This is a genomic window from Achromobacter sp. LC458 (assembly GCF_001005835.2).
Lineage (GTDB): Bacteria > Pseudomonadota > Gammaproteobacteria > Burkholderiales > Burkholderiaceae_B > Achromobacter > Achromobacter spanius_B.
The window spans coordinates 32,969-56,377 of sequence record NZ_LBHW02000028.1; the positions used below are offsets into that span (position 1 = coordinate 32,969).

General features: G+C 66.2%; 21 protein-coding genes and 1 pseudogene. 7 read left to right on the top strand and 15 right to left on the bottom strand.

Going from position 1 to position 23,409, the window contains the following annotated elements:
- Positions 1-18: 18 nt before the first annotated feature.
- From YH64_RS20980 to YH64_RS20995, 4 genes are all read right to left on the bottom strand, one after another.
- Positions 19-351, bottom strand: coding sequence for a four-helix bundle copper-binding protein (locus YH64_RS20980; protein ID WP_046807127.1), 333 nt, complete (start codon positions 349-351; stop codon positions 19-21).
- Between the two features lie 80 nt (positions 352-431).
- Positions 432-1,439 (bottom strand): chemotaxis protein CheB, encoded by a 1,008-nt coding sequence (locus tag YH64_RS20985; RefSeq protein WP_046807126.1) that lies wholly within the window; start codon positions 1,437-1,439, stop codon positions 432-434.
- A 38-nt stretch (positions 1,440-1,477) separates the two neighbouring features.
- Positions 1,478-1,864 carry a hypothetical protein gene (locus tag YH64_RS20990; protein WP_143215478.1) on the bottom strand — a complete coding sequence of 129 codons (387 nt, stop codon included), beginning with the start codon at positions 1,862-1,864 and terminating at the stop codon, positions 1,478-1,480.
- A gap of 13 nt (positions 1,865-1,877) precedes the next feature.
- A complete protein-coding gene (locus tag YH64_RS20995) occupies positions 1,878-2,057 on the bottom strand; it encodes a hypothetical protein (RefSeq protein WP_046807124.1) in 180 nt (59 codons plus the stop codon).
- 198 nt (positions 2,058-2,255) lie between these two features.
- Here YH64_RS20995 and YH64_RS21000 point away from each other — a divergent pair, with 198 nt between their 5' ends.
- The 3 genes from YH64_RS21000 (at position 2,256) to YH64_RS21010 (ending at position 7,044) form a co-directional block, all read left to right on the top strand.
- Entirely contained in the window at positions 2,256-5,390 is a 3,135-nt protein-coding gene (locus YH64_RS21000) for a CheR family methyltransferase (RefSeq protein ID WP_046807123.1), read from the top strand.
- Between the two features lie 10 nt (positions 5,391-5,400).
- Entirely contained in the window at positions 5,401-5,778 is a 378-nt protein-coding gene (locus YH64_RS21005) for a response regulator (RefSeq protein WP_046807122.1), read from the top strand.
- A 66-nt stretch (positions 5,779-5,844) separates the two neighbouring features.
- Complete coding sequence (locus YH64_RS21010) at positions 5,845-7,044, top strand: mechanosensitive ion channel family protein (RefSeq protein ID WP_255444620.1); 1,200 nt, start codon at positions 5,845-5,847, stop codon at positions 7,042-7,044.
- A 133-nt stretch (positions 7,045-7,177) separates the two neighbouring features.
- On the opposite strand, the gene YH64_RS21015 is transcribed toward YH64_RS21010, so the two are convergent.
- Complete coding sequence (locus YH64_RS21015; RefSeq protein WP_046807121.1) at positions 7,178-7,432, bottom strand: hypothetical protein; 255 nt, start codon at positions 7,430-7,432, stop codon at positions 7,178-7,180.
- A 179-nt stretch (positions 7,433-7,611) separates the two neighbouring features.
- On the opposite strand from YH64_RS21015, the gene YH64_RS21020 reads away from it, so the two are divergent.
- The 3 genes from YH64_RS21020 to YH64_RS21030 all read left to right on the top strand — a co-directional run bounded on the left by YH64_RS21020 (position 7,612) and on the right by YH64_RS21030 (position 9,954).
- Positions 7,612-8,142, top strand: coding sequence for a CinA family protein (locus YH64_RS21020; protein WP_104144171.1), 531 nt, complete (start codon positions 7,612-7,614; stop codon positions 8,140-8,142).
- Positions 8,143-8,315: 173 nt separating this feature from the next.
- Positions 8,316-9,152 carry an alpha/beta fold hydrolase gene (locus YH64_RS21025; RefSeq protein WP_046807289.1) on the top strand — a complete coding sequence of 279 codons (837 nt, stop codon included), beginning with the start codon at positions 8,316-8,318 and terminating at the stop codon, positions 9,150-9,152.
- Positions 9,153-9,531: 379 nt separating this feature from the next.
- The gene (locus YH64_RS21030) at positions 9,532-9,954 is read left to right on the top strand and encodes a GreA/GreB family elongation factor (RefSeq protein ID WP_046807288.1); all 423 of its coding nucleotides are present in this window, start codon (positions 9,532-9,534) and stop codon (positions 9,952-9,954) included.
- 180 nt (positions 9,955-10,134) lie between these two features.
- Here YH64_RS21030 and pcaG read toward each other — a convergent pair whose 3' ends face one another.
- The 7 genes and pseudogenes from pcaG to mdlC form a co-directional block, all read right to left on the bottom strand.
- Positions 10,135-10,743, bottom strand: coding sequence for a protocatechuate 3,4-dioxygenase subunit alpha (gene pcaG, locus YH64_RS21035; RefSeq protein WP_046807287.1), 609 nt, complete (start codon positions 10,741-10,743; stop codon positions 10,135-10,137).
- Positions 10,744-10,752: 9 nt separating this feature from the next.
- Positions 10,753-11,538 carry a protocatechuate 3,4-dioxygenase subunit beta gene (gene pcaH, locus YH64_RS21040; RefSeq protein WP_082134649.1) on the bottom strand — a complete coding sequence of 262 codons (786 nt, stop codon included), beginning with the start codon at positions 11,536-11,538 and terminating at the stop codon, positions 10,753-10,755.
- A complete protein-coding gene (locus YH64_RS21045; protein ID WP_046807285.1) occupies positions 11,535-12,506 on the bottom strand; it encodes a ketopantoate reductase family protein in 972 nt (323 codons plus the stop codon). The genes pcaH and YH64_RS21045 overlap by 4 nt, the downstream gene beginning before the upstream one ends.
- Positions 12,503-13,945: an MFS transporter gene (locus YH64_RS21050; RefSeq protein WP_046807284.1), complete on the bottom strand. Its 1,443-nt coding sequence runs from the start codon at positions 13,943-13,945 to the stop codon at positions 12,503-12,505. The genes YH64_RS21045 and YH64_RS21050 overlap by 4 nt, the downstream gene beginning before the upstream one ends.
- A 31-nt stretch (positions 13,946-13,976) precedes the next feature.
- A complete protein-coding gene (locus YH64_RS21055; protein WP_046807283.1) occupies positions 13,977-15,206 on the bottom strand; it encodes a 4-hydroxybenzoate 3-monooxygenase in 1,230 nt (409 codons plus the stop codon).
- Positions 15,207-15,301: 95 nt separating this feature from the next.
- On the bottom strand, positions 15,302-16,822 hold the full coding sequence (locus YH64_RS21060; protein ID WP_082134648.1) for an aldehyde dehydrogenase family protein: 1,521 nt from the start codon (positions 16,820-16,822) through the stop codon (positions 15,302-15,304).
- Positions 16,823-16,888: 66 nt separating this feature from the next.
- Positions 16,889-18,423, bottom strand: a pseudogene (gene mdlC / locus YH64_RS21065) (benzoylformate decarboxylase).
- Between the two features lie 252 nt (positions 18,424-18,675).
- Between mdlC and YH64_RS21070 the strand changes: the two are divergent.
- Complete coding sequence (locus YH64_RS21070) at positions 18,676-19,590, top strand: LysR family transcriptional regulator (RefSeq protein ID WP_046807282.1); 915 nt, start codon at positions 18,676-18,678, stop codon at positions 19,588-19,590.
- Positions 19,591-19,625: 35 nt separating this feature from the next.
- On the opposite strand, the gene YH64_RS21075 is transcribed toward YH64_RS21070, so the two are convergent.
- From YH64_RS21075 to YH64_RS21085, 3 genes are read right to left on the bottom strand one after another with little or no spacing between them, the layout of a single operon-like run.
- Complete coding sequence (locus YH64_RS21075) at positions 19,626-21,320, bottom strand: long-chain-fatty-acid--CoA ligase (RefSeq protein WP_046807281.1); 1,695 nt, start codon at positions 21,318-21,320, stop codon at positions 19,626-19,628.
- 40 nt (positions 21,321-21,360) lie between these two features.
- Positions 21,361-22,536: an acyl-CoA dehydrogenase family protein gene (locus tag YH64_RS21080; RefSeq protein WP_255444624.1), complete on the bottom strand. Its 1,176-nt coding sequence runs from the start codon at positions 22,534-22,536 to the stop codon at positions 21,361-21,363.
- Complete coding sequence (locus YH64_RS21085; protein WP_046807280.1) at positions 22,533-23,357, bottom strand: SDR family NAD(P)-dependent oxidoreductase; 825 nt, start codon at positions 23,355-23,357, stop codon at positions 22,533-22,535. Before YH64_RS21085 ends, YH64_RS21080 begins: the two co-directional genes overlap by 4 nt.
- Between the last annotated feature and the right edge of the window lie 52 nt (positions 23,358-23,409).

Consider the following 23,409-nt stretch of genomic DNA (forward strand, 5'->3'; position numbering starts at 1 on the left):
GTGCAGGGCGCCATCCGTTCAGGCCGCCATCTTTTTGCAGCTGTCGGCGCAGCGCCGGCAGGCTGCAACGCAGTCGTCCATGCCACCGACGCCTTCGCAGCTGTCCGCGCAAGCGGCGCATATTTCGGCGCACGCGCCGCAAACGCGATCGTGTTGTTCGATGCCAATCAGCATCGTGTGCGCGGCCGTACGGCAGATTTCTGCGCAGGCCATCATCAGGCGGAAGTGTTCCGGTTCGACATGTTCGCCGCCCGCCTCCAGGCAGTGGTTGGACGCGGTTTGCAGGCAGTGCCGATAGCAGGCCAGGCAGTTGTCGATGCAGGCTTCCATTTCTTTGTTCACGGCGGTCATCGCTGATCTCCTTGCATAGTTATCCCGGGGTGGGACCGCAAGGGCCGCAAATCGCATTCCTGCCGCGCTCGGCGCGCCGGTCAAGCGATGTCGGTCTTCGCCAAGGGGCCGTCGGTGGTCGCGGCCAGGCTGCGTAGTTGCTGGTAGGCCGCTTCCCATTGCGCCACCGACGCCCGCAACCGGCCCGTGGCGTCGGCCGTTGCCCCGCCCGTAGCGATTTCTTCACTGGCCAGCAAAATACGCTCGCGCAGCAGGCGGGCGGCGGACCAGATGGCATCGTCAACCTGCTCCGCCTGCGCGGCGTTCAGCGAGGCGGAGGAGAATGCGTGGCCGGTGTGGCACCGATACCGGACGGGCACGCCCGTGTCCACGCGCCAGATTGCGCCACCACATTCCGGGCAGGTCAGCCCCGCCTGCCGCCCGATGCGTTCGAGCACGGCCGCCGAGGACTGGCCCGTTTCCGTCATGCGCGACTCGGTGCGCAGCGTTTCGGACGGCCCGCCACCCGCCGCGCGAGGCGCCACTGTTGTGTTGATCGCTTTAGCCATCGCATTTCCAATTTGTTGAAGCGGCAGCACCTGCGCCGTGGGCACGGCCGCGATCGCGTTGGCAGGCATATCCTGCGCCACGCTGTCCTGCGGGTCCTGCACGATGGCAAAACCGCCACACGCGTGCACCGATTTCAGCCCGGCCGAGCCATCGTCCAGGCGCCCGGTCAGGACGATGCCCACGACGCGCGGCCCGTAATGCACGGCGGCTGAACGAAACAACGGGTCCGCCGCCGGCCGCGTGAAGTTTTCCTTCGGGCCACGCGTCAATACTGTGGCGTCATGCTGCAAAATCATGTGCCGGTCGGGCGGCGCGATATAGACGACGCCGGGCGCGAAGGGCTGGCCATCCTCGGCATGTTGCACCTGCCAGCGCGTACGGTTTTGCAGCAGGCTGGGCAGGACGCTGCGGTAGCCGTCCACATGCATCGCCACGAACACCGATGCGCGCAGGCCTGGGTCCAGATCGCCCAACAAGACCTCCAGCGCGGCCAGACCGCCCGTGGAGACCGCCACCACCACGATGTCTCGGTTTTGCATGATGCGCCCCCTTTGCTTTACATGGCGACCGGCCTTTTTCAGCGGCCGAACATGTTGGTCTTGTGTCCGCCCGAGCCCGCCTTGCCGCCGGGAATCTGCCCGTCGGGCGCCGGGTTGGCCGATGAGCCCTTGACCGTGCCCTGCCCCTGCACCGGCTGCGACGGCGTGGTGCCCGGCGCGGCCTGCGGCACGGTGGGCGGCGGGCGCGACGGATCGCCTTTGGATGGTGCCGGTGCGCCGCTGTCCGGCGCGGGCCCCTGGGGCGCCGGCGTGCCGGCAGGCGGCGGGCCGCCCTGCCCCGCCGGCCCCGCCGGGCCACCGGCCGATTGCGCGAAGGTCAACGGCGCCCAGGCCAGGCCCGCCGCCAAAGCAAGGGCAAGCACTGAGCGGCGAGCCCCATGCAAGCTATGCCCAGGATGTGTCATGGCGTGTTCTCCTTTAAGGCTTGCTACGCGAACCGGCGCCGCGATTGCGCTGGCTCTGCTGATCCTGGCCGGTGCCGATCTGCGTGACATGGCCTTCTTTCTTGGTGCGGTTCTGCGTGTCGCGGTGGCTGGCCTGCGCTTCGCGCGGGGTGTCGTCGGCGGTGGGGTTGGGCTTGTTGTCTTTGGATTTCATCGCGAATTCCTTTTGAAAAGTGGCGCTTGTCTTCCAGCAAGCTGCATTCCTGAAACCGCCGTCGCATAGCACCGTTACCGCACGGTTTTTTCAGGGTGCGTCCCGCATAGGTATGTAGATTTTTCCGACCGGGCACCCAGTGATTCCCCGTGCTAACGTCGTCGAATATCATCCTGCTTTTCCCATTTTTGGAACGACATGACCCTTTCCAGTGCCGCTTTTGTTGTGGGTATCGGTGCTTCCGCCGGCGGCGTGGAGGCCCTGGAAGGTTTCTTTGCGGGCATTCCCAAAGAGCCCGACATGTCGTTCATCGTGGTGACGCATCTGGGCCCGGGCCGCGAAAGCCATCTGCCGGAGGTCATCGGCCGCCACACGTCGTTGCCGGTCAACACCGCGAAAAACGACATGGCGATCGAGATGAACCAGATCTATGTGCTGGGGGCGGACGCCGACATCTCGATCAGCCAGGGCCGCATCAAGCTTGCCGCCACGTCCGGCCAGCGCGCCGGGCGGCGCCCCATCGATCAGTTCTTCATGTCGCTGGCACGCGATTATGGCCAGCGCGCGGTGGGCATTGTGCTGTCCGGCAGCGGTTCCGACGGCACCCTGGGCTTGAAGACCATCAAGGAATATGGCGGCATCACCATGGCCCAGGCCCCGAATGGCAACGGGCCGGCCTATGCCGAAATGCCCGACAGCGCCATCGGCGCCGGCATCATCGACTTTGCGCTGCCCGCAGTCGAAATGGGCACGCGCCTGCACATGCTTGACGCCGCGCCGACCTCCCCGATCGGCCTGTTAAGCGCCGACGAAGACGAAGCCATGCCCCCCGAAATGGAAAGGATCAAGTCGGACATCTATGCGATTTTGCTGACCCGCACGGGCCATGATTTCAGCGGTTACAAAAGCAAGACCTTCATGCGTCGCGTGCATCGCCGCATGAAGGTGAACCAGTCGGACTCGCTGGAGGCCTACCTGGCGTACCTGCGGCAAACGCCCCAGGAAGCCGGCGCGCTGTTTCGTGACCTGTTGATCAGCGTGACCGACTTCTTCCGCGACCCCGAAGCGTTCGAGGCGCTGGCCAAGCTGGTGGTGCCGCAGCTGCTGGAAGGGCGCAGCGTTGGCGATACCGTCAGGGTGTGGGTGCCTGGCTGTGCCACCGGCGAAGAAGTCTATTCGCTTGCCATCCTGCTGCGCGAGCACATGGACAAGATGGATACGCCTCCGCGCGTGCAGCTGTTCGCCACCGACATCGACGAGCGGGCGCTGAATATTGCGCGCACGGCCCGCTATCCGGGCACGCTGCTGGACAGCGTCAGCCCGGAACGCCGCGAGCGGTTCTTCATTGCCGATGGCGAAAGTTATCTGGTCAGCAAGCAGATCCGCGAACTGTGCATTTTTTCGCCGCACAGCGTTTTGCGCGACCCGCCCTTTTCGCGCATCGACCTGGTGTCGTGCCGCAATCTGTTGATCTATTTCGGCGGCACCATTCAGAAGCAGGTGTTCCCGACGTTCCATTACGCGCTGCGCAGCGGCGGCTATCTGTTCCTGGGCATGTCGGAAAACACGACGCAGTTCTCCGATATGTTCGGCCCCGTGGACAAAAAGCATCGGATTTTCCAGCGGCGCAGCGACATCGCCGTACGCCCGCGCCCGCATTTCAACCTGCCATCGGCGGGGATGCCGTCGTCGCAGGACCTTCTGCATCGGCGCCTGCCGGCCAGTGCCACGGGGCTGCGCCAATCCATCGATTCGCAGGTGCTGAACCAGCATGCGCCACCGCACGTACTGGTCAACAAAGATGGCGACGTGGTGTATTACTCGGGCCGCACGGGCAAGTACCTGGAGGCGGCGGCGGGCGTGCCGACGCGCCAGATCCTGGCGCTGGCGCGCAAGGACCTGCGCCTGGACCTGCGCGCGCTGCTCAACGACGCCATGTCCACCGGCGTGACGGCCACGCGGCATAACGTGGCCATCGAAGGCGACGACGGCCGCGTGCAGCTGCTGCGCCTGACGGTGGACCCGTTGCTGGAGAACCGCGAAGGCGAACCGCTGTACCTGGTGCTGTTCGCCGACGACGGCCCGCCCGTCAGCCGCGAAGAGGCCGACGCCTATCTGCACGCCGCGCACATCGGCGCGGCCGAACAGATTGAAAGCGAGCTGCGCGAAACGCGCGACCGCCTGCAATCGACCATCGAGGAATACGAAACCGCGCTGGAAGAATTGAAGTCATCCAACGAAGAGCTGGTCTCGGTCAACGAAGAGCTGCAATCGTCCAACGAAGAACTGGAAGCCTCCAAGGAAGAACTGGTGTCGCTCAACGAAGAGCTGCACACCGTGAATGCCGAACTGCAAGGCAAGGTCGACGAGCTGGACCGCAGCAACAGCGACCTGCACAACCTGTTTGCCAGCACCGCGTTCGCCACGCTGTTCCTGGACGGCAACCTGGTGATCCGCAGCTTCACGCCGCCCGTGTCAGACGTGTTCCGCATCTTGCCCAGCGACCGGGGTCGGCCCATTACCGACCTGGCCAGCCGCGTCCCGTTGCCCTCGTTCGCGCAAGACATCCAGCAGGTATTTCGATCCCAGGAAGTGATCGAGCGCCGCATTGAAGGCGATGGCGACGCCAAGCACTACCTGCTGCGGCTGGCGCCTTACCGCGATGCCAACAACCGCGTGGACGGCGTGGTCGTCACCTTCATCGACATCACGCAGATCACGCAGGCCGAAAAGCGGCATCGCATCCTGATTGCCGAGCTGCAACACCGCACCCGCAACCTGCTGGCGCTGGTGCAGAGCATTGCGTATCGCACCCTGGGGCGTGGCGAGCCCTATGACCGGCTGGACAGCCGGCTGTCGGCGCTGAGCCGGGTGCAGGGCCTGCTAAGCGATGCGTCGCACGAGGCCGTGGATTTTGGCGAGATCGTGCGCCGCGAGCTGGACGCCGTGGGGCACGGGCAGCACGTGTCGGTGCAAGGCGAGCCCACGTTCGTCAGCGCGGAATGCAGCCAGTCACTGGCATTGGCGCTGCACGAACTGGGCACCAACGCGCTCAAGCATGGCGCCTTGAAATACGCCAGTGGGCAGTTGCAGGTGCAATGGCACACGCGGCCACAGGGCGACGGGCAGACGCTGGTTGTGGAATGGCACGAGTCCGGCCTGCCCACGCCGCCTGATACGCGCCGCAAGGGCTATGGGCGCGAGCTTATCGAACAGGCACTGACGTTCACCCTGCAAGCGCGCACGTCGCTGGATTTCAGGGAAGATGGCCTGCGCTGCCGTATCGAAGTTCCATTACGACCGTCGACCGACTTTAAGATCGCGGCCAAGTAAAAGGATCACCGTGACTGAAACTCTCCCACTGTCGGCTTGCAAGTTGCTGATCGTTGAAGACGAATACGTCATTGCGGAAACGCTGGCGGAAGCGCTGCGCGAAGTGGGCGCCGAGATCGTCGGCATGATCGGATGGCTGGACGAGGCGACGCGCTTTGCCGACACACACGCCGGGCAATTCAATTGCGCGGTGGTGGACATCAATTTGCACGGCACGCTGTCTTATCCGCTGATCGATGCGTTGACGGCGCAGGGCGTGCATGTGGTGCTGCTGACGGGGTTTGGCGTCGAGGCCCTGGAAGCGTGCTATCGCGAATTCCCCCGTTGCGAAAAGCCCTTCAACCAGGCCAGATTGATATCGATGCTGCTGTCCCGGTTCGGCCAGTAGCCTGACGCCGCCGCACGGCGGCACAACATTTGCTGCCCACCGCGAGTCCAACCTTGCGGAGGCGGTATGTTGAGTCAATGGATTTCCGGAACGCGCGCGCTCGCGGACCATCCCATCGCCCTGTGGCTGATCGCGGCGGCGGTCGCGGCCACCCTGTATTTGATATTGATCTTTGCGTTCCGCCTCGTGCGCACGCGGCTGGAGCGGCGCGCGGCGCAGCCCGGGCACGGCATGGCGGCGGGCGCGATCCGCGTCATGCAGCGCACCAGCTGGATCCTGCTGGCCATCTTCGCCTTGCTGATCGGCATCGACGTGGCGGGCGCGCCGTTCCCCTGGAGCGAAGGCGGTGCACAACATTTGTGGTTTGTGCTGATCGCGCTGCAACTGGCGCTATGGCTGGACCGCGCGGTGGACGTGGGCTTGAGCCACGCGCTGCACAATCGTGGCACCGTGACCGCAACCTTGCTGAGTTTTCTGCTGCGTGCGCTGGTGTGGGTGATCGCGCTGCTGGCCATGCTGGACAACCTGGGCGTGAACATCACCGCGCTGGTCGCCAGCCTGGGGATCGGCGGCGTGGCCGTGGCCTTGGCGGTGCAGACCATCTTGAGCGACCTGTTCGCGTCGATCTCCATCGGGTTGGACAAGCCCTTTGAAGCCGGCGACTTCATTGTGTTCGGGCAGGTGGCCGGCAGCATCGAGCACGTGGGGCTGAAAACCACGCGCATTCGCAGCCTGGGCGGCGAGCAGATCGTCTGCTCGAATACCGAGCTGCTCAAACAGACCATCCAAAACTACAAACGGATGCAACAACGGCGCATCGTGTTTTCAGTGCGCATTACGTACAAAACCGACGTGGAGAAAGTGGCCGCCGTGCCGGGCATCATTCGTTCGCAGATCGAGGGCCAGAGCGACACGCGCTTTGACCGCGCGCATCTGGCCCGATTTGGCGAGGGCGCGCTGGAGTTCGAGGCGGTCTATTACGTGCTGACGGCGGATTACAACCACTACATGGACATCCAGCAGGCGATCAACCTGGGGATCATGCGGCAGTTGCAGGCGGCGGGCATCGCGCTGGCGTTGCCGGAACAGATTCTGCATATGCCGCGGGATGCGGCGGATGCGGCGCCGGCGGCGGAAGACGCGGCAGGGAATACGGCCGGGAATGTGGCGGGAAATGCGGCGGGATCCTCGCCCGGCAAGGGCGGTGGGTCGGCGGGGGGACGCAACCCGGGGGCGAGTGCGCCGCCCGCGCCGCTACCGGCCTAGCAGCTTAGCGGCTTAGCGGCTTAGCGGCTTAGCGGCTTAGCGGCTTAGCGGCTTAGCGGCTTAGCGGCGTAGCGGCTTAGCGGCGTAGCGGCTTAGCGGCCGGGCCGGGCGGAAACGCCCGGCATCCCGGCCATTACAGGCCGCGCGTGCTGCGCAGCCATTGCTGGTCGGCGATATTGGCGTCACCCAAGCGGTCGATACCGGGGGTCTGCTGCGGGTCCAGGCCCGGCATCGGATTGGGCAGGGCATCGGGCGGCCAGCGCCCGTCCTTGTCCCGTTCCTGGCCCGGCGCGCGGCGGTCCGGATTCTCGGCCGGGGATTGGTCGGGCTGGCCCTGGTTGGGCTGCGGCGAGGTCGGCTTTTGCTGCAACGTCGACGGGATGTTCATGGCAGGCTCCTGGCGTTGGTGGGGCAACGGCCCCCATTGATGGGATGACGGAATGTCGGGATAACGCCATGCCGGAGCAACTGCCATGCCCGCAACGCCGCCGGGAACGCGGTTTGCTTGGGGGGCACTCGCCTGGGGCAATGGCCATGACAAGGCGGCCCCCTTACCGGAGCGCAACGATGAACGCTATCGAACGAGTCGCGACATTCATGCAGGAAAACGACCTGACGCTGGTGACCGCCGAGTCCTGCACGGCGGGGCTGATTGCCGCCACCCTGGCCGACATTCCCGGCGCCGGCCAATTGCTGGACTGTGCCTTCGTCGTGTATTCCGTTGAGGCCAAGCAGCGTTGCCTGGGGGTGCCGCAGGCCACGCTGCGCTCGCACAATCTGACCAGCGAAGCCGTCGCGCGCGACATGGCGCTGGGCGCGGCGCGCAAAAGCCCCGCGAACGTGGCGGTGTCCAATACCGGCGTCACCGACGCCACCGACGACGAAATTCCCAGCGGCACGCAGTGCTACGCCTGGGTCTTCAAGATGGGCAATGCCGACGCCCACCCCGTGGTGTTCACCGCCACCAAGCGTTTCTCGGGCGACCGCAACAGCATACGCAAGGCCAGCGCCGAATATGCCCTGCAAGGGGTGGTGGAACACTATCGGGCGCTGCAAGAAGGCGGGGGCCGGGCCGGGGGCGGGGGCCAGAATGCCTAGTACTGCCGGCCCCCCCCAGTGCAAGATGATTTCGTTCAAAGCCGGTTCATAATCTTCAAGCGCTGCAAGGTGGGCAGCGCTACGCTCAGGGTTTCGCGGCGCCGGGGCCGGCTTGTTCCCAAGCCTGCACCGCCGCCCGCCCTTCCCGTGGCACCTACCCGGAGTACAAGCCCATGAGCACCATCACCACCCCCGACGGCGTGCAGATTTTCTTCAAGGACTGGGGTCCCAAGACCGCCCAGCCCATCATGTTCCACCATGGCTGGCCCTTGTCCAGCGACGACTGGGACGCGCAGATGCTGTACTTCGTGAACAAGGGGTTTCGCGTCATTGCGCACGACCGCCGTGGCCACGGACGCTCAAGCCAGGTCAGCGACGGCCATGATATGGACCACTACGCCGCCGACGCGTCCGCCGTGGTCGAACACCTGGACCTGCGCAATACGGTGCACATTGGCCATTCGACGGGCGGTGGCGAAGTGGCGCGCTATGTCGCCAAATTCGGCCAGCCGCAAGGCCGCGTCGCCAAGGCCGTGCTGGTCAGCGCCGTGCCTCCGCTGATGCTCAAGACCGAATCCAACCCGGGCGGCCTGCCGATGGAAGTGTTCGACGGCTTCCGCGAAGCGCTTGCCGCCAACCGCGCCCAATTCTACGTAGACGTGGCCTCGGGCCCGTTCTATGGCTTTAACCGTTCGGGCGCCAAGGTGTCGCAGGGCGTCATCAACAACTGGTGGCGCCAAGGCATGATCGGCGGCGCGCGTGCCCATTACGAAGGCATCAAGGCGTTTTCCGAGACCGACCAGACCGAAGACCTGAAGGCCATCACCGTGCCCACGCTGGTCATGCACGGCGACGACGACCAGATCGTGCCCATCGACGACGCCTCGCGCCTGTCGGTCAAGCTGCTGAATAACGGCACGTTGAAGGTGTATCAAGGCTTGCCGCACGGCATGTTGACGACCCACGCCGACATCATCAATCCGGACCTGCTGGCCTTTATCAAGGGCTGATTTACCGCGTGTACCCGGGAAGGGGCGGCGCAAATCGCCCCTTTTCAGAATATTCCGACACACGCATGTGGCAATGGCCTATATACTCGCCTATTGCCGACAGCAGATTGGGCGCCAAACGCGCAAAAACTGCACCGCTTCGACGCTCGAATCAGCCCGGTAATCATCTCTGTCCGGGGTCCGAAGCCTGCTTTAGGGTGGGCTAGCCGCAGTAAGCCGCAACGTCGGCGCGCTGCCCGGGCACGATCCACACCGTACGCTTCGTCGCGGCACCGCTTGAACATTCTCTTCCCAAAGCGCTGTCATCTCCTCCATTGCCTCGCCCGCGCACGCCGAAAGGCCTACGCCTAGCGGGGCCTTTCGTCCAAGAAGAACCGACATGAACGCCGTGCCGCAAGACAAACTCATTACCGCCCTGGACCACGCCCGACTGCTGGGCATGATCACCCGCCCCGCCACCGCCGCGACCCTGTCGCGCGATGCCGTCGATGCCGCGCAGGAATTGCTAGACTCCGCGCCCATCATCGCCATCGAGGAAGTCACGCCCGACATCATCACGATGCGTTCGCGCGTGCGCCTGCTGAACGACAAGGGCGATGAAATGGTTGTCACGCTTTGCTATCCGGCCGACGCCAACCTGGCGCAGGGCCAGGTGTCGGTGATGTCGCCACTGGGCCTGAGCCTGATCGGCTCGCGCACCGGCCAGCTGGTCACGTGGACGGCGCCGAACCAGACCGAGCATTCGGCCAGCATCGAAGAAATTCTGTACCAGCCCGAAGCGGCTGGCGACACCACGGCCTGATGCAACGCGGGCGGTGTCATACCCCCCGCATTGGCAAGGCGCTGAAGTTTTCAGCGCCTTTTTTTTCGCGGTGATTTTCAGGCCGAATGTTCAGGCCAATATTCAGGCCGAATATTCAGGCCGAATCTTCGGGCCGGGTCTTCGGGCCGGGTTTTTGCCCGGATCGCGTGATGGCGCAGGCTACACGTCGAAGAACACCGTTTCGTACGGCCCCTGCATATGGACGTCGAATCGGTAGATAAGCTCGCCACCCCGCTCGTCCTTGCGCGCCAGCAGGCTGTGGCGCCGCGCGGCATACACGGAATTGAGGACCGCGTCCGCTGCATTCGCCTCGGCCTCGTCCTGGAAGTACACGCGCGTGAACACGTGCAGCAACAGCCCTCGCATGGTCACGATCATGTCGATATGCGGCGCCTCGCCGTCTGCCTGCGACGCCGGCTTGACCGTGTGAAACGCGTAGCGGTTGCCCAGGTCGGTGCCTGTGCCGCAACGCCCGAAGCCCCGAAACCCCATGGCCGATGCCTCGTACACATTGCGCGGATACCGGCCCTGCCCGTCCACGTGCGAGATTTCCACCAGTGCTTCCGACACCGGCATGCCATCGCCGTCCAGCACACGGCCTTCCAGGCGCATGCGCGTACCGCGCGCCTCGTCATCCGCCAGCACGGTGTCAAAGGGCTGATCGAAGTCGTAGCCGTACTGCGCCGCCGTCAAGCCGTACGCGAAATACGGGCCGACCGTCTGCGATGGCGTCTGCCCAAAATTGTCTTGCAAGCCTTGCATCAACATGACCCCTCCTTAGCCGTTTTCAAACGGCGTGCAACGCGCCCCGCGCAGCACGATGTCGAACTGATATCCCAACGCAAAACCTTCTTCGGTCAGGCCCACGCTGAAGTCCGCGATCAGCCGGCTGCGCGCCGCTTCCGGCGTACCATTCAGCATCGGGTCGAAGGCATGCAACGGGTCGCCCGGAAAGTACATTTGCGTGACCAGCCGTGTACCGAAGTGCTGGCCGAAAAGGGATAGATGAATATGCTGCGGGCGCCAGGCGTTGGGATGGTTGCCCCAGGGATAGGCGCCCGGCTTGATCGTCAAGAAGCGGTATCGCCCGTCCGCATCGGTCAGGCAGCGGCCCGCGCCCAGAAAGTTCGGGTCCAGCGGCGCGTCGTGGCGGTCGGCCTTGTGCACATAGCGGCCGGCCGCATTGGCCTGCCAGATTTCGATCAGCGTGTGCGACACCGGCCGCCCAAGATCGTCAACTACCCGGCCGGCCAACACCATGCGTTCGCCGATGGGTTCACCATTGCGGCGCGCATTGCGCGTCAGGTCGTGGTCCAGCTTGCCCACACTGTCGTCGCCAAAGACCGGCCGGCGCATTTCGCCCAACGCGGCGGCCAGGGGCACGAGCGGCAGTGTCGGGCCGCGCAATTGCGTCGAACGATAGTCCTCGTAGAGATAGGCCGGATGGCTGGCCCAGTCGCGCGGCGACAGGCCCGCGGGTGGGCGCGAGCTTGACGCCAATGAGGGTCGCGATGACGGGCGCCGCGGCTGCGGCGGGACAGGAGCGGTTTCGGATGAGGTCATGGGTGTCTCTCGGTCGGAATATCAGATTGGCGTGCCTGGATCAGGCGCACCAGGCCCAGCAACAGGGCGGTGTGTGGCACCGGCACGCCCGCCGCGCGCGCCCGTGCCACCACTTCGCCGTTGATCGTTTCAATTTCGGTAGGCCTGCCCGCCAGCACGTCCTGCAACATCGACGGCTTGTGGCCGCGATGATGCGCAATGGCGTGCGCGACGCTGGCATGGCAGGCGGCCGCGTCGGCGTCGACGCCACTTGCGCGGGCCACGGCGATCACCTCGGACACCACGGTGCGCGCCAGCATCGGGCCGTCAGCCACGTTGGCCAACTGACCGACCGCGCAGCCCGAGACGGCGCACAGGCTGTTAAGCGCGGCGTTGAAGGCCACCTTTTCCCAGATCGCCTTCCAGACGTTGGGGTCGACTTCGCATTGCAAACCGGCATCATTGAGCACTGTCGCGATGTGCATGACGTCGGTGTCTACGTTGCCGTCGCCTTCACCATCCCCGCCGCTACCGCGCGCCGGCCACATGCGGATCACGCCGCCGCCATGCGATCTGACGTGGCCGGGCCCCGCCAGATCGGCCGGCCACGTTGTCATGCCGACCAGGATGCGCGCCGGGTCCACATGGCGCGAAACCGCCTCCAGGTTGCCCAACCCGTTCTGCAAGGTCAGCACCCGCGCAGGTGCGCGAAGCAGCGGCGCCACGCTGCGTAGCGCGGCGTCGGTATGCAGGCTTTTGGTGAAGAGGATCAACAGGTCCGGCGGCTGCCGGTGGTGCTCCGGCCGCGCCACCGTCATGCCATGGATGCGCCTGTCGCCCTGGTCGGTCTCCAGCCGCAAACCGCTGCGGCGTATCGCCTCCAGATGGGCATCGTCGATATCCAGCAACGTCACCTGCCGGCCGCTCTCGGCCAGCAACCCGCCAAACAGGCAACCCATGGCGCCCGCGCCCAGCATCGCGATATTCATCGTGTGCCCCCCACGACGGCAACGGTGCGCAGCGGCGGCGCCGCGCGCCTGCCGGGGATATGCCGGCGCACCATCAGCAACGCAATCAGCGCAAACACCATGACCGTGCCCAGCAACAGCAGGTAGCCCTGCGCGCCGCCCAGCGTGATGACGGTTGCGCCGACGAAGGCGCTAAGGATGGCGCCAAGACGCCCGAAAGCCAGCGCTCCCGCCGTGCCGGTGGCGCGCACGCCGGTGGCATAGACGTACGCGCACAGTGCATACATGGTGGATTGCACGGCATTGACGAACAGCCCGTGCACGCCGAACCCAAACACCAGCAAGGAAGAGCTTTGCCGCACGTCGACCATCAGCATCAGGAAGGCGCTGCCCAGCGCGCCCACGCAGCAGATGGCAAGCGGCCAACGCGAGCCCCAGCGCGTCATGGCGACGGCGCACACCAGCGCCCCGATCACGCCTCCGAGGTTGTAGGCGGTCAGCCCGGACGCGGCCACCGCCAGCGGCAAGCCTTCCGAGGTCAGCATCGTGGGCAACCAGCTGAACGCGCTGTACACCGCCGTCAGGCACATGAAGAAGGCCACCCAGATGGCGATGGTGTCGGCGCCGTAGCCCTTCGAGAACAAGGCCCGCACGCCACGCTGCGGCTGGGCGCCCGGCTGTTCAAGCGCCTGCTCGACGGCGTCGGTGTAGTGCACGCCTTGCGGCATGGGCCGGCCCATGCGGCCCAGCAACGCGCCCAACTCGTTCCAGCGCTCGGGTCGGCGCGCCAGGAATCGGGGCGATTCGGGCAACGTGGCCATCAAGGCAAAGCCCAGGGCGATGGGCAGCGATCCGCCGATGAAGAACGAAGCGCGCCACCCATACAAAGGTAGGACATACGCCGAGAACAGGCCCGCCAGCATCCCGCCCAAAGGCACGCAGACGATGGTGGCCGTGACTGCCAGCGTGCGGCGGCGCGCGGGCGTGAATTCGGCGGTAACCGTCGTGGAACTGGGCAGCGCGCCACCGATGCCCAGGCCGGCAATGAAGCGCAGCACGACCACGGTCAGGGCATCGGGCGCCAGCCCGATGGCGCACGTGGCTGTGCCAAACACAAACACGCTGACGATGACGGCCATGCGGCGGCCGTAGCGGTCGGCGAACAGGCCGGCGCACGCGCTGCCGATCCCCATGCCGATCAGGCCGGACGCCACGGCGGGCGCGAAAGCCTCGCGCGTGATGCCCCATTCCTGGATCATCATCGGAATCGCAAAGCCGATCAGTTGGCCATCAAACCCGTCCATGACGATGGACAAGGCGGCAAGCATCACCACAAACTTCTGCATGGACGTGAAGGGGCCGTTGTCCAGCAGATCGCCGACGTCGGCGCTACCGGGGTCGGCGTTACGGCGGTCGGGCGGCGCGGCGCGAACCGCCGCGTTCTGGGCACTACGAGTCATGCTGGTTCTCCTTTGCGGAAATAGCCCGCGTTCAGTCCCAGGGCGGCACCATGGGCAGCCCCACATAGTTTTCCGCCAGCGTGGTGCACGCGGCGCGTGATTGCGTCAGGTAGTCGAGTTCGGCGTCTTGTAGCTTGCGGTCAAAGGCGTCCGCGTGGGGATAACGGTGCAGCAACGCCGTCATCCATTTTGAAAACCGCTGCGCGCGCCAAACGCGGCGCAAGGCGTCAGCGCTGTAGGTGTCCAGCAGGTCGTCTTTGCCATGCCGATAGAAACGAGTTAGCGCGCGCGACAGCAGGCACACGTCGGACACGGCCAGGTTCAAGCCCTTGGCGCCGGTTGGCGGCACCACATGGGCGGCGTCGCCCGCCAGGAGCAGGCGACCGTGCCGCATGGGCTCGGTCACCCTGCTGCGCATGCCGATGACGGTCTTGTCGAAGATGGGGCCTTCCTTGGGCGCCCAGCCGTCTGGCGTGGCCAGGCGGGCGCGCAGCGTGGCCCAGATGCGGTCATCGGACCAGTCGCAGGGGGCGTCGCGCGGGTCGCATTGCAGGTACATGCGTTGCACCTCGCGCGACCGGGTGCTGACCAGCGCAAAGCCGTCGGCGCCCAAGGCGTAGATCAGCTCGTCGGAAGATGGCGGCGCCTGGCACAAGATGCCAAGCCAGCCGAACGGGTAGCGGTGCTCAAGGGTGTGCAAGGCATGGGGAGCGATGGCGGCGCGGCTGACGCCGTGCGTGCCGTCGCAGCCCACGACAAAATCCGCGCGCAGCGAGACGGGGACGCCGCCGTCATCGCGGAACCGAACCACGGGTCCGGATGACGCCGTGGTGTGTGGGGCGCGGGGCACATCGTTGGCATGGGTGACGTCGTGCAGCGTCACGTCGGTGACGTTGAAGCGCACGTCGCCCCCCGCCGCCAACCGCGCATCGAGCAAGTCGTTGATGACTTCGTGCTGCGCGTAGACCATTACCGCGCGCCCGCCCGTCAGGTCGACAAAGTCGATACGGCGGTCAACGCCGCCCACCCGCAACACCGTGCCTTCGTGCCGAAAGCCTTCGCTGCGCAGCCGCCCGCCCAAGCCGACTTCGGTCAACACGTCGACCGTGCCCTGCTCCAGCACACCCGCGCGCACGGTGGCGCGGATGGTTTCCTGGCCACGGCATTCCAGCACCACGGAATCGACGCCCTGCAAGTGCAACAACTGCGACAGCATCAGCCCGGCCGGGCCGGCCCCGATGATCGCTACCTGAGTACGCATACATGGTCCTTTGGCAAAGGGAAGGCGGAAAGGAAGGTGGAGTGGAAGGCGAAGTGGAAGGCGAAGCCAACGCCGAGAGCAACGCCCGCCCCGCGTCAAAACGCGTAGTCACGTGGCGTGGTTTGCACCGTGAGCCAGCGCAGGTCGGTAAAGGCGTCGATGCCGGCCTTGCCGCCAAAGCGCCCCATGCCGCTTTCCTTCATGCCGCCGAACGGCATCTGGGCCTCGTCGTGGACGGTGGCCCCGTTGACGTGGCAAATGCCGGATTCAATCCGACGCGCCACGGCGATGGCGCGCCCCACGTCGCGTCCGAACACCGCCGACGCCAGACCGTATTCGTTGTCGTTGGCGCAGGCCACGGCTTCTTCCACGCCGCTGACGCGCACGATGCCCGTCACCGGCCCGAAGGCCTCTTCGCGGTACAGCCGCATGCTGGGCGTCACGTGGTCGATCAGGGTGGCCGGCATCAAGGTGGTGTTGGACTTGCCGCCCGCCACCAAGCGGCCGCCTTGCGCCAGCGCGTCGTCGATCAGGGCATTGCAGAGCTTGACCGCGTTCATGTCGACCACGGCGCCCAGCGCCACGGCGGCTTCGCGCGGATCCCCCAGCGGCAGCCCGGCTGCGCGGTCGGCCAGCTTTTGCACGAAGGCGTCGGCCACCGTGCGGTCGACGATGATGCGTTCGGTGGCCATGCAGGTCTGCCCGGAATTGGCAAAGGCGCCGAACACGGCGGCACGCGCGGCCGCGTCCAGGTCGGCGTCATCAAGCACCACGAAAGGCGCCTTGCCGCCAAGCTCAAGAACGACAGGTTTCAGATGATTTGCGCACGCCGAAGCGATACGCCTGCCTACCTGCGTGGACCCCATGAAGCTGACGCGCCGCACCGACGGGTGCGCCACCATGGCCTCGACGACGGTAGCCGCGTCGGCCGGCGCGTTCGTGATGAAGTTCAGCACGCCTCGCGGAAAGCCCACCGCTTGCAGTGTGTGCATGACCAGCCCATGCGTGGCCGGGCACAAGCCGCTGCCCTTGAGCACAACGGTATTGCCGCAAGCCAGCGGCGTGGCGATGGCGCGCACGGCAAGAATGACCGGCGCGTTCCAGGCCGCGATGCCCAGCACCACGCCCGCCGGCTGGCGCACGGCCAGCGCCAGGTTGCCCGGCACATCGGACGGGATGACCTCGCCGCTGACCTGGGTGGTCAGCGCGGCCGCCTCCAGCAGCACGCTGACGGCAAGTTGGACATTGAACCGTGCCCAGCCGGCCGAGGCGCCGGTTTCAAGTGCCATGATGTCGGCAAACGATTGCGCCCGGGCCTGGATGGCTTCTGCCGCGCGCATGAGTAGTTGGCGCCGTTCACCCGGGCCGGTGGCCGACCAGGACGGAAATGCGGCCGACGCGGCTTGCACGGCGGCCACGGCGTCCTGCACGCTGGCCGCGGGCGCCAGCGAGGCAATGCTGCCGTCCAGCGGACTGTGGCGCTTGAACGTCAGGCCGCCGCGCGCGCCGGTGGCGTCGCCGTTGATCAATAGGGACACCTGCGCGGGTTCACCCTGCACGGGGACCTGCACGGGGGAAAGCTGCACTGGGGAAACCTGCACTGGAAATACCTGCATGGCGCTGTGGCCTCCTTGGGGATACGACTTGCCGCGAGCCCGGGTGACGGGCATCCAGGGATAGGGTCAGGACACCCGCACTTCAACCAGCGTGGGGCTGCCGCTGGCCATGGCGTCGGCCAGTACCGCGCCCAGGCGCGCGGCGTCCGACACGCGCACGCCGCCGCAGCCCAGCCCCCGGGCCAGCGCAACGAAGTCAATGCCGGGCAGTTCGGTGCCCATGACCTTGTCGTGCGGCCCGAAGCCGAATGCCGGCGCAAAGTCTTGCAGCGCGGCATAGCGGCGGTTGTTGAGAATGACGAAGGTGATCGGCAGCTTGTGCTGCGCGGCGCTCCAGAGCGCTTGTATCGAGTACAGGCTGGAACCGTCGCCGATCAGCGCGATGACACGCCGGTCGGGCTTGCCCAGCGCCACGCCCACCGCTGCGGGCATGCCATAACCCAGGCCGCCGCTGTCCATGGTGTAGAAGGTTTGCGAGCGCACGTGCGGCAGATAGTGCTGCATGACGGGCGGGCGCTGGGGGCTTCTTCCACGACGATGTCGGACGGGTCGCGCATGGCGGCCAGCGTCTGCAGCACGAAGGCGGTGGACATCGGCGAAGACGGGCCGGGCGCGGGGCTGGCGGCGCGCCGCGCGGGCAAGGGCCGCATGATGGGCGCGGGGCGCGCCAGCAAATCGCGCAGGCACAGGCGGATACTGCCCACGGCCGCCAACCCCGCCGGCGCCCACGCCGCCGTGTCCGGGTCGTCGGTCAGCAGGCAAAGCTCGGCGCCGTCGGGCACGTGCGGCCCGGCGCCGTCGACGTGATAGGTAAAGGCGGGCGCCCCCACCACCAGGATCAGATCGTGCCCTTGCAGGCGGGCGACGATGCCCTCGCGCGCGGCCGGCAAAAACCCGGCGAAGAGGCGATGGCGTTCCGGGAAGCTGCAACGGCCCGACATGGGCGCGGCCCACACGCGCGCGCTGTGCAGTTCGGCCAGCGCCACGATTTCGTTCCAGGCGCCGTCGCGGTCCACGGCAGCGCCCACGACCATGGCGGGGCGTCGGCAGGCGTCCAGCAAGGCGCCGATGCGCCCGATGGCCTCGGGCTGCGGGCGCAGTTCAGTGCTGACGCCGCGATGCGCCAACGGCGGCGAAGGCGCGTCCCAGTCGTCTACGGGCACGGACACCAGCACGGGCCCACGCGGCGGCATCATGGCCAGGTAGTAGGCGCGCGCGATGGCCAGTGGCACGTCTTGCGCGCGGGCGGGCTCGGTGCTCCATTTGACGTAAGGCCGGGGCAACTCGGTGGCATTGCTGGAAGACAGGAAGGGGTCGAAGGGCAGGATGCCGCGCGCCTGCTGGCCGGCGACCACCACCATGGGCGTACGGTTCTTGTATGCCGTGAACAGGTTGCCCATGGCGTTGCCGACCCCGGCCGCCGAATGCAGGTTGACCATCGACGCGTTGCGCGTGGCTTGCGCATAACCGTCGGCCATGCCTACCACCGTGGCTTCCTGCAAGCCCAGCACATAGCGGAAATCATCGGGAAACCCGCGAAACATGGGCAGCTCGGTTGACCCCGGGTTGGCGAATACCGACGTCATGCCGACGCGGCGCATCAGGTCGTAGACGGCGTCGCGCACGGTGGGCGGCTGCGGGGGCGGGACCAGGTCGGACTCGCTACCAGAGGCGTTCAGCGCGCCTAAAAGGCCAAAAACGGGTCCGTTCATAGCTTGGGTCCTTGTGGTGAGGTGGCGGGGTTGACGAGGCGCCGGGCTGGGCCTGGGCACGGTCAACAGCGATGGCAGAGTGTCGCCCCCCCTAGCAGACTTGAGAATTGATATATCGAGACAAAGTCATTACGCTTTGGCATGCCATTCGACCTACACCAATTGGCGGCATTCAACGCGGTCGTAGCCGCCGGCAGCCTCGGACGTGCCGCCGACGCCATGCATGTCACGCAGTCCGCACTAAGCCGCATCGTGCGCCGCCTGGAAGGCCAGGTCGGCGCTCCACTATTCGAACGTCATTCCAAGGGCATGCAGCTGACCGATATCGGGCTGACGCTGTTGCCGCATTCCACCGCGCTGCTGCGCGATGCCGAAAGCGCCAAAGAGGAAATCCGTGCGCTGCTGGGGCTGGCCAAGGGCACCATCCGGGTCGGCACGGTGGGCAGCATTGCGTGCCTGATTCTTCCCACCGCGCTGACCCGAACCTGCAATCGCTGGCCCACGTTGCAGGTGCAGGTGGTGGAAGGCGTATGGGATCGCCTGGCCAGCGCGCTGCTGTCGCGCGAGATCGACCTGGCGCTGGGCGCGCATACCGACGACACGGACGAAATTGTCTCGGTGCCGGACTGCCGTTGGGAAGACACGAGCTACGTGGTGGCCAGCACCAGCCACCCGCTGCGCTCCCGCCCCGGTCTCAGCCTGGCCGATACGCTGGCGTACAAGTGGGCGATCCTGCCGCGCGGCACCGAGCCCTTCGAACACATGAACCAGCTATTCACGCGGCACCGCTTGTCCATGCCGGACGTCACGGTTGAAACGCGTTCCATCACGGTGCTGAAGAATCTGATTGCGCATTCGGAATTTTTGGGTTGGATGCCAGAACCGATGTATCACGCCGAACTGCGCGCGGGCCTGCTTGACCGGCTGCCGATTCCCGGCGCGTCCGACACGCGCATGCTGACGGCGTTTCGGCGCACGCAAGGGCTGCTGCCCCTGCCCGCCGCGAAGCTGCTGAACGAACTGCGCCAATTGACCAACGGCGTGCCGCTGCGGTAAGCGGCCGGGCGATACCGCCGCGCCACGCTGTTGCGCTAGCGGCCCGCCCGCCCCGCTTCCTGCAATTGCCGCCACAGGATCTTGCCCGTGCTGGACTTGGGCAGCGCGTCCACGAATTCAACGATGCGCGGCGCCTTGTAGGCGGCCATGCGGGCGCGGGCCCACGCGATCACCTCGTCTTCGCGCGCGCTGCCCTGGGCCTCGGGCCGCAGCACCAGCAGCGCCTTGACGGTTTCGCCCCGGCACGGGTCGGGCACGCCGATGACGCAGGCCTCGTGCACGGCGGGATGCTCGTACAAGGCGTTCTCGACCTCGGCCGGCCACACCTTGTAGCCCGACGCATTGATCATGCGCTTGAGCCGATCGGTGATGAAGAAATAGCCGTCCTCGTCCACCCGCCCCAGGTCACCGGTGCGAAAGTAGCGTTCGCCTTCCAACATGAAAAATGCCTCGTCATCGGCGGCCGCGTTGTTCCAGTAACCCAGCATCAGCTGCGCACCGCGTGTGACCAGTTCGCCCACTTGCCCGGCCGGCAATTCTTCAAGCGTAGCCGGGTCCACCACGCGCGTATCGACGCCGAAAGTCGGCACTCCGATGCACTGGCGCTTGTTGCGGTGCATGGGATTGCAGTGCAGGAACGACGCGGTCTCGGTCAGCCCATAGGCTTCGTTGAAGACGATGCCGTAGCGCTCGGCCAGCATGGCCGATACCGCCTCGGGCATGGGCGCGCCGCCGCCGCACAACAAGGCCAGGCGCGACAGGTCATACGATTCGATGTCGGGCTGCGCAAAGAAGTCCACCACCATCGCCGGCGGCGCGGCCCACACGCTGACGCGATGCCGCGCCATCAATTGCGCGGCCACCTGCCGGTCCCAGCGCGGCAGCAGCACGACGGTGGCGCCCAGCAGGATGGGCAGGTTCATGCAATTCTGCATGCCCAGCAGGTGAAACAGCGGCGCCACGCCCATGATGACGGCTTCGGACGTCAGCCCGCGCCACAGCGCCGACCCCGTCACCGCCGCGCCCAGCGTGCCGTGCGTGTGGCGGCAGCCCTTGGGCCGCCCGGTGGTGCCGGACGTATAGGGCAGCAGGCACAGATCGCCCGCGTGCGCCCGGTGCGGTTTGGGCGGCGCGTTGACCGCCAAGGCGCCGTACCAGGGCACGCCGCCCGGCATGTCTACCTTGTCGCGCGGCGCGGCGATCCAGTCGGGCGGCGGCGTCTGGCCATCGCCGCCCTCGCCCAGGTAGTCGGAATAGGCATGGACGATGACGCGTTCCAGCCTGCCGTCTTCAACAAAGCCCGCCAGCCGTGGCGCCAGTTCCTGCGCGGCAAACGCCACGCGCGCACCGCTGTCCTTCAGATAGTGATCCAGCTCATCTTCCGTGCTCATCGCGTTCACCGGCACCACGACCGCATCGGCGCGCAGCACGGCGTAGTAGGCGATGATGAATTGCGGGCAGTTCTGGCTCAGCAGCAGCACGCGGTCGCCGGCTGCAACGCCCGCGCTGTGTTGCAGATAGCCGGCCATGGCGTCGACCTCGCGCTTCAGGCGCGCATAGTCCAGCACCGTGTCGTAGAACACGATGGCGGGCTTGTCGGGATAGCGGGTGGCCGACGCCTCCAGATTGAAGACGAGGCTGGAGCGGGGCTGGTTGATGTGGGCCGGCAAGCCCTTGGGCCATACCCGGGGCAATACCTTGGGCTCCAACCGAAAATGCGCTTGCTGCATGCGTGTCTCTCTCCGAGTCCCGCGCAAGGTGCCGGCCGCTTTACGCGGCCATGCCCCGCGCGATGATTTCTTTCATGATTTCATTCGAACCGCCGTAGATCTTGCCCACGCGCGCATCCGCGTACATCCGCGCAATGGGCGTTTCCAGCATGTAGCCGTAGCCGCCGTGCAATTGCAGGCATTCGTCGATGACCTGGCAGTTCATCTGGGTGGTCCACCACTTGGCCATCGCGGCGGTGGGCAGGTCCAGCGTGCCCTGCAACTGGCGCGCGATGCAATCGTCGACAAAGCGCGCGGCGATGGTCGCAACGGTTTCGCATTCGGCCAGTTTGAAGCGCGTGTTCTGCATGTCGATCAGCGCCTGGCCGAAGACCTGCCGCGTCTTGGTATAGGCCACGGTGTCGTCGATGGCGCGCCGCATGGTGGCTACCGCGCCCACCGCGATCAGCAGCCGTTCGCGCGGCAATTGCTGCATCAGCTGCGTAAAGCCCTGCCCTTCGACCTCGCCCAGCAGGTTGGCGACGGGCACGCGCACGTCGTCAAAAAACAGTTCGGCGGTATCTCCGCTTTTCTGGCCCAGTTTTTCCAGCAGCCGCCCGCGCCGAAAGCCGGGCAGATCATCCGTTTGCACCATGATGAGCGACACGCCGCGCGATCCGGCGTGCGGGTCGGTCTTGGCCACCACGCAGATCAGGTCGGCGTGCAGGCCGTTCGTGATGAAGGTCTTGGAACCATTGAGGACGTAGCTGTCGCCGTCGCGCCGGGCCGTGGTGCGCACGCTTTTCAGGTCGGACCCGGCGCCCGGCTCGCTCATCGCGATGGCGCCTACGTGCTCGCCGGTGGCCATGCCCGGCAGCCAGCGCTGCCGCTGCGCTTCGGTGCCGTAGTTCAGGATGTAGTGCGCCAGGATGGCGCTGTGCACGTTGTTGCTAAAGCCATGGACCATGGCGCGCGCCTGCTCGGCCGCCACGATGGCTTCGTGCGCGAAGCTGCCCGCGCCGCCGCCATAGGCCTCGGGCATGCTGACGCACAGCAGGCCCAGGCGCCCGGCCCGTGTCCAGATGTCGCGATCGGCGTGCTGCTGCTTGCGCCACCGTTCTTCGTCCGGCGCGAATTCCTTGTCGAAGATGCGGCGCGTCGCATCCTGGAACAACGCCAGGTCGGCGTCCATCCATGCGGCGCGTGGCGGTTCCATCGGATTAGGCAGGCGCGTCATGGGCGGCCGCCACCCACGACCAGCACCTGCCCGCTGACGTAGTTCGATTCAGGCAGGCAGAACAGATAGACCGCGCCCGCCGCCTCGGCGGGCGTGCCGGCGCGGCCCAGCGGGATCAGGCTTTCGGCGTTCTTGAGCACCTGCGGGTTGACGCCCACCTTGATCTGACGCCCCTGGATGTCCAGCGTGGTGTCGCCATCGGCCACGGCGTCGGTCAGCCGCGTCTTGATCAGGCCGAACGCCACGCTGTTCACGTTGACTTTGTAGCGGCCCCATTCCTTGGCCAGCGCGCGCGTCAGACCATTGATGCCGGCCTTGGCGGCGGCGTAATTGGCCTGGCCGGCGTTGCCCATCACGCCCGAGGTGGACGAGATATTGACCACCTTGCGGAACACTTCGCGCCCTTCGGCGGCCTCGGCCTTGGCGGCTTCGCGGATGAAGCTGGACGCGGCGCGCAGGATGCGGAAAGGGGCGGATAGATGCACGGCCAGGATTTCATCCCATTGCTCGTCCGTCATTTTCTGAATGACGTTGTCCCAGGTGTAGCCGGCGTTGTTTACGATGATGTCCAGGCCGCCGTAGGTATCGATTGCCGCGTTGACGAAACGGTCGGCAAAGCCCGGCGCGGTGACGCTGCCGGGGCATGCCTGGGCCTGGCCGCCCGCTTGGCGGATGCGCGTCACCGTGTCTTGCGCCGGTCCGTCGTCCAGGTCGTTGACGACAACCCTTGCGCCTTCGCGCGCCAGTTTCAGCGCGATCTCCTGGCCGATGCCACGGCCCGAGCCGGACACCAGCGCTACCTTGCCTTCAAGTGTTCCCATCGTTGTTGTCTCCTGACTGCGTGCGGGGCGGCGAGTATCGGGTATCGATCCG

Coding starts and splice junctions, on each gene's coding strand:
- YH64_RS20980 (WP_046807127.1), bottom strand. CDS start 351: ATGACCGCCGTGAACAAAGAAATGGAAGCCTGCATCGACAACTGCCTG.
- YH64_RS20985 (WP_046807126.1), bottom strand. CDS start 1,439: ATGCAAAACCGAGACATCGTGGTGGTGGCGGTCTCCACGGGCGGTCTG.
- YH64_RS20990 (WP_143215478.1), bottom strand. CDS start 1,864: ATGACACATCCTGGGCATAGCTTGCATGGGGCTCGCCGCTCAGTGCTT.
- YH64_RS20995 (WP_046807124.1), bottom strand. CDS start 2,057: ATGAAATCCAAAGACAACAAGCCCAACCCCACCGCCGACGACACCCCG.
- YH64_RS21000 (WP_046807123.1), top strand. CDS start 2,256: ATGACCCTTTCCAGTGCCGCTTTTGTTGTGGGTATCGGTGCTTCCGCC.
- YH64_RS21010 (WP_255444620.1), top strand. CDS start 5,845: ATGTTGAGTCAATGGATTTCCGGAACGCGCGCGCTCGCGGACCATCCC.
- YH64_RS21015 (WP_046807121.1), bottom strand. CDS start 7,432: ATGAACATCCCGTCGACGTTGCAGCAAAAGCCGACCTCGCCGCAGCCC.
- YH64_RS21020 (WP_104144171.1), top strand. CDS start 7,612: ATGAACGCTATCGAACGAGTCGCGACATTCATGCAGGAAAACGACCTG.
- YH64_RS21025 (WP_046807289.1), top strand. CDS start 8,316: ATGAGCACCATCACCACCCCCGACGGCGTGCAGATTTTCTTCAAGGAC.
- YH64_RS21030 (WP_046807288.1), top strand. CDS start 9,532: ATGAACGCCGTGCCGCAAGACAAACTCATTACCGCCCTGGACCACGCC.
- pcaG (WP_046807287.1), bottom strand. CDS start 10,743: ATGTTGATGCAAGGCTTGCAAGACAATTTTGGGCAGACGCCATCGCAG.
- pcaH (WP_082134649.1), bottom strand. CDS start 11,538: ATGACCTCATCCGAAACCGCTCCTGTCCCGCCGCAGCCGCGGCGCCCG.
- YH64_RS21045 (WP_046807285.1), bottom strand. CDS start 12,506: ATGAATATCGCGATGCTGGGCGCGGGCGCCATGGGTTGCCTGTTTGGC.
- YH64_RS21050 (WP_046807284.1), bottom strand. CDS start 13,945: ATGACTCGTAGTGCCCAGAACGCGGCGGTTCGCGCCGCGCCGCCCGAC.
- YH64_RS21055 (WP_046807283.1), bottom strand. CDS start 15,206: ATGCGTACTCAGGTAGCGATCATCGGGGCCGGCCCGGCCGGGCTGATG.
- YH64_RS21060 (WP_082134648.1), bottom strand. CDS start 16,822: ATGCAGGTATTTCCAGTGCAGGTTTCCCCAGTGCAGCTTTCCCCCGTG.
- YH64_RS21070 (WP_046807282.1), top strand. CDS start 18,676: ATGCCATTCGACCTACACCAATTGGCGGCATTCAACGCGGTCGTAGCC.
- YH64_RS21075 (WP_046807281.1), bottom strand. CDS start 21,320: ATGCAGCAAGCGCATTTTCGGTTGGAGCCCAAGGTATTGCCCCGGGTA.
- YH64_RS21080 (WP_255444624.1), bottom strand. CDS start 22,536: ATGACGCGCCTGCCTAATCCGATGGAACCGCCACGCGCCGCATGGATG.
- YH64_RS21085 (WP_046807280.1), bottom strand. CDS start 23,357: ATGGGAACACTTGAAGGCAAGGTAGCGCTGGTGTCCGGCTCGGGCCGT.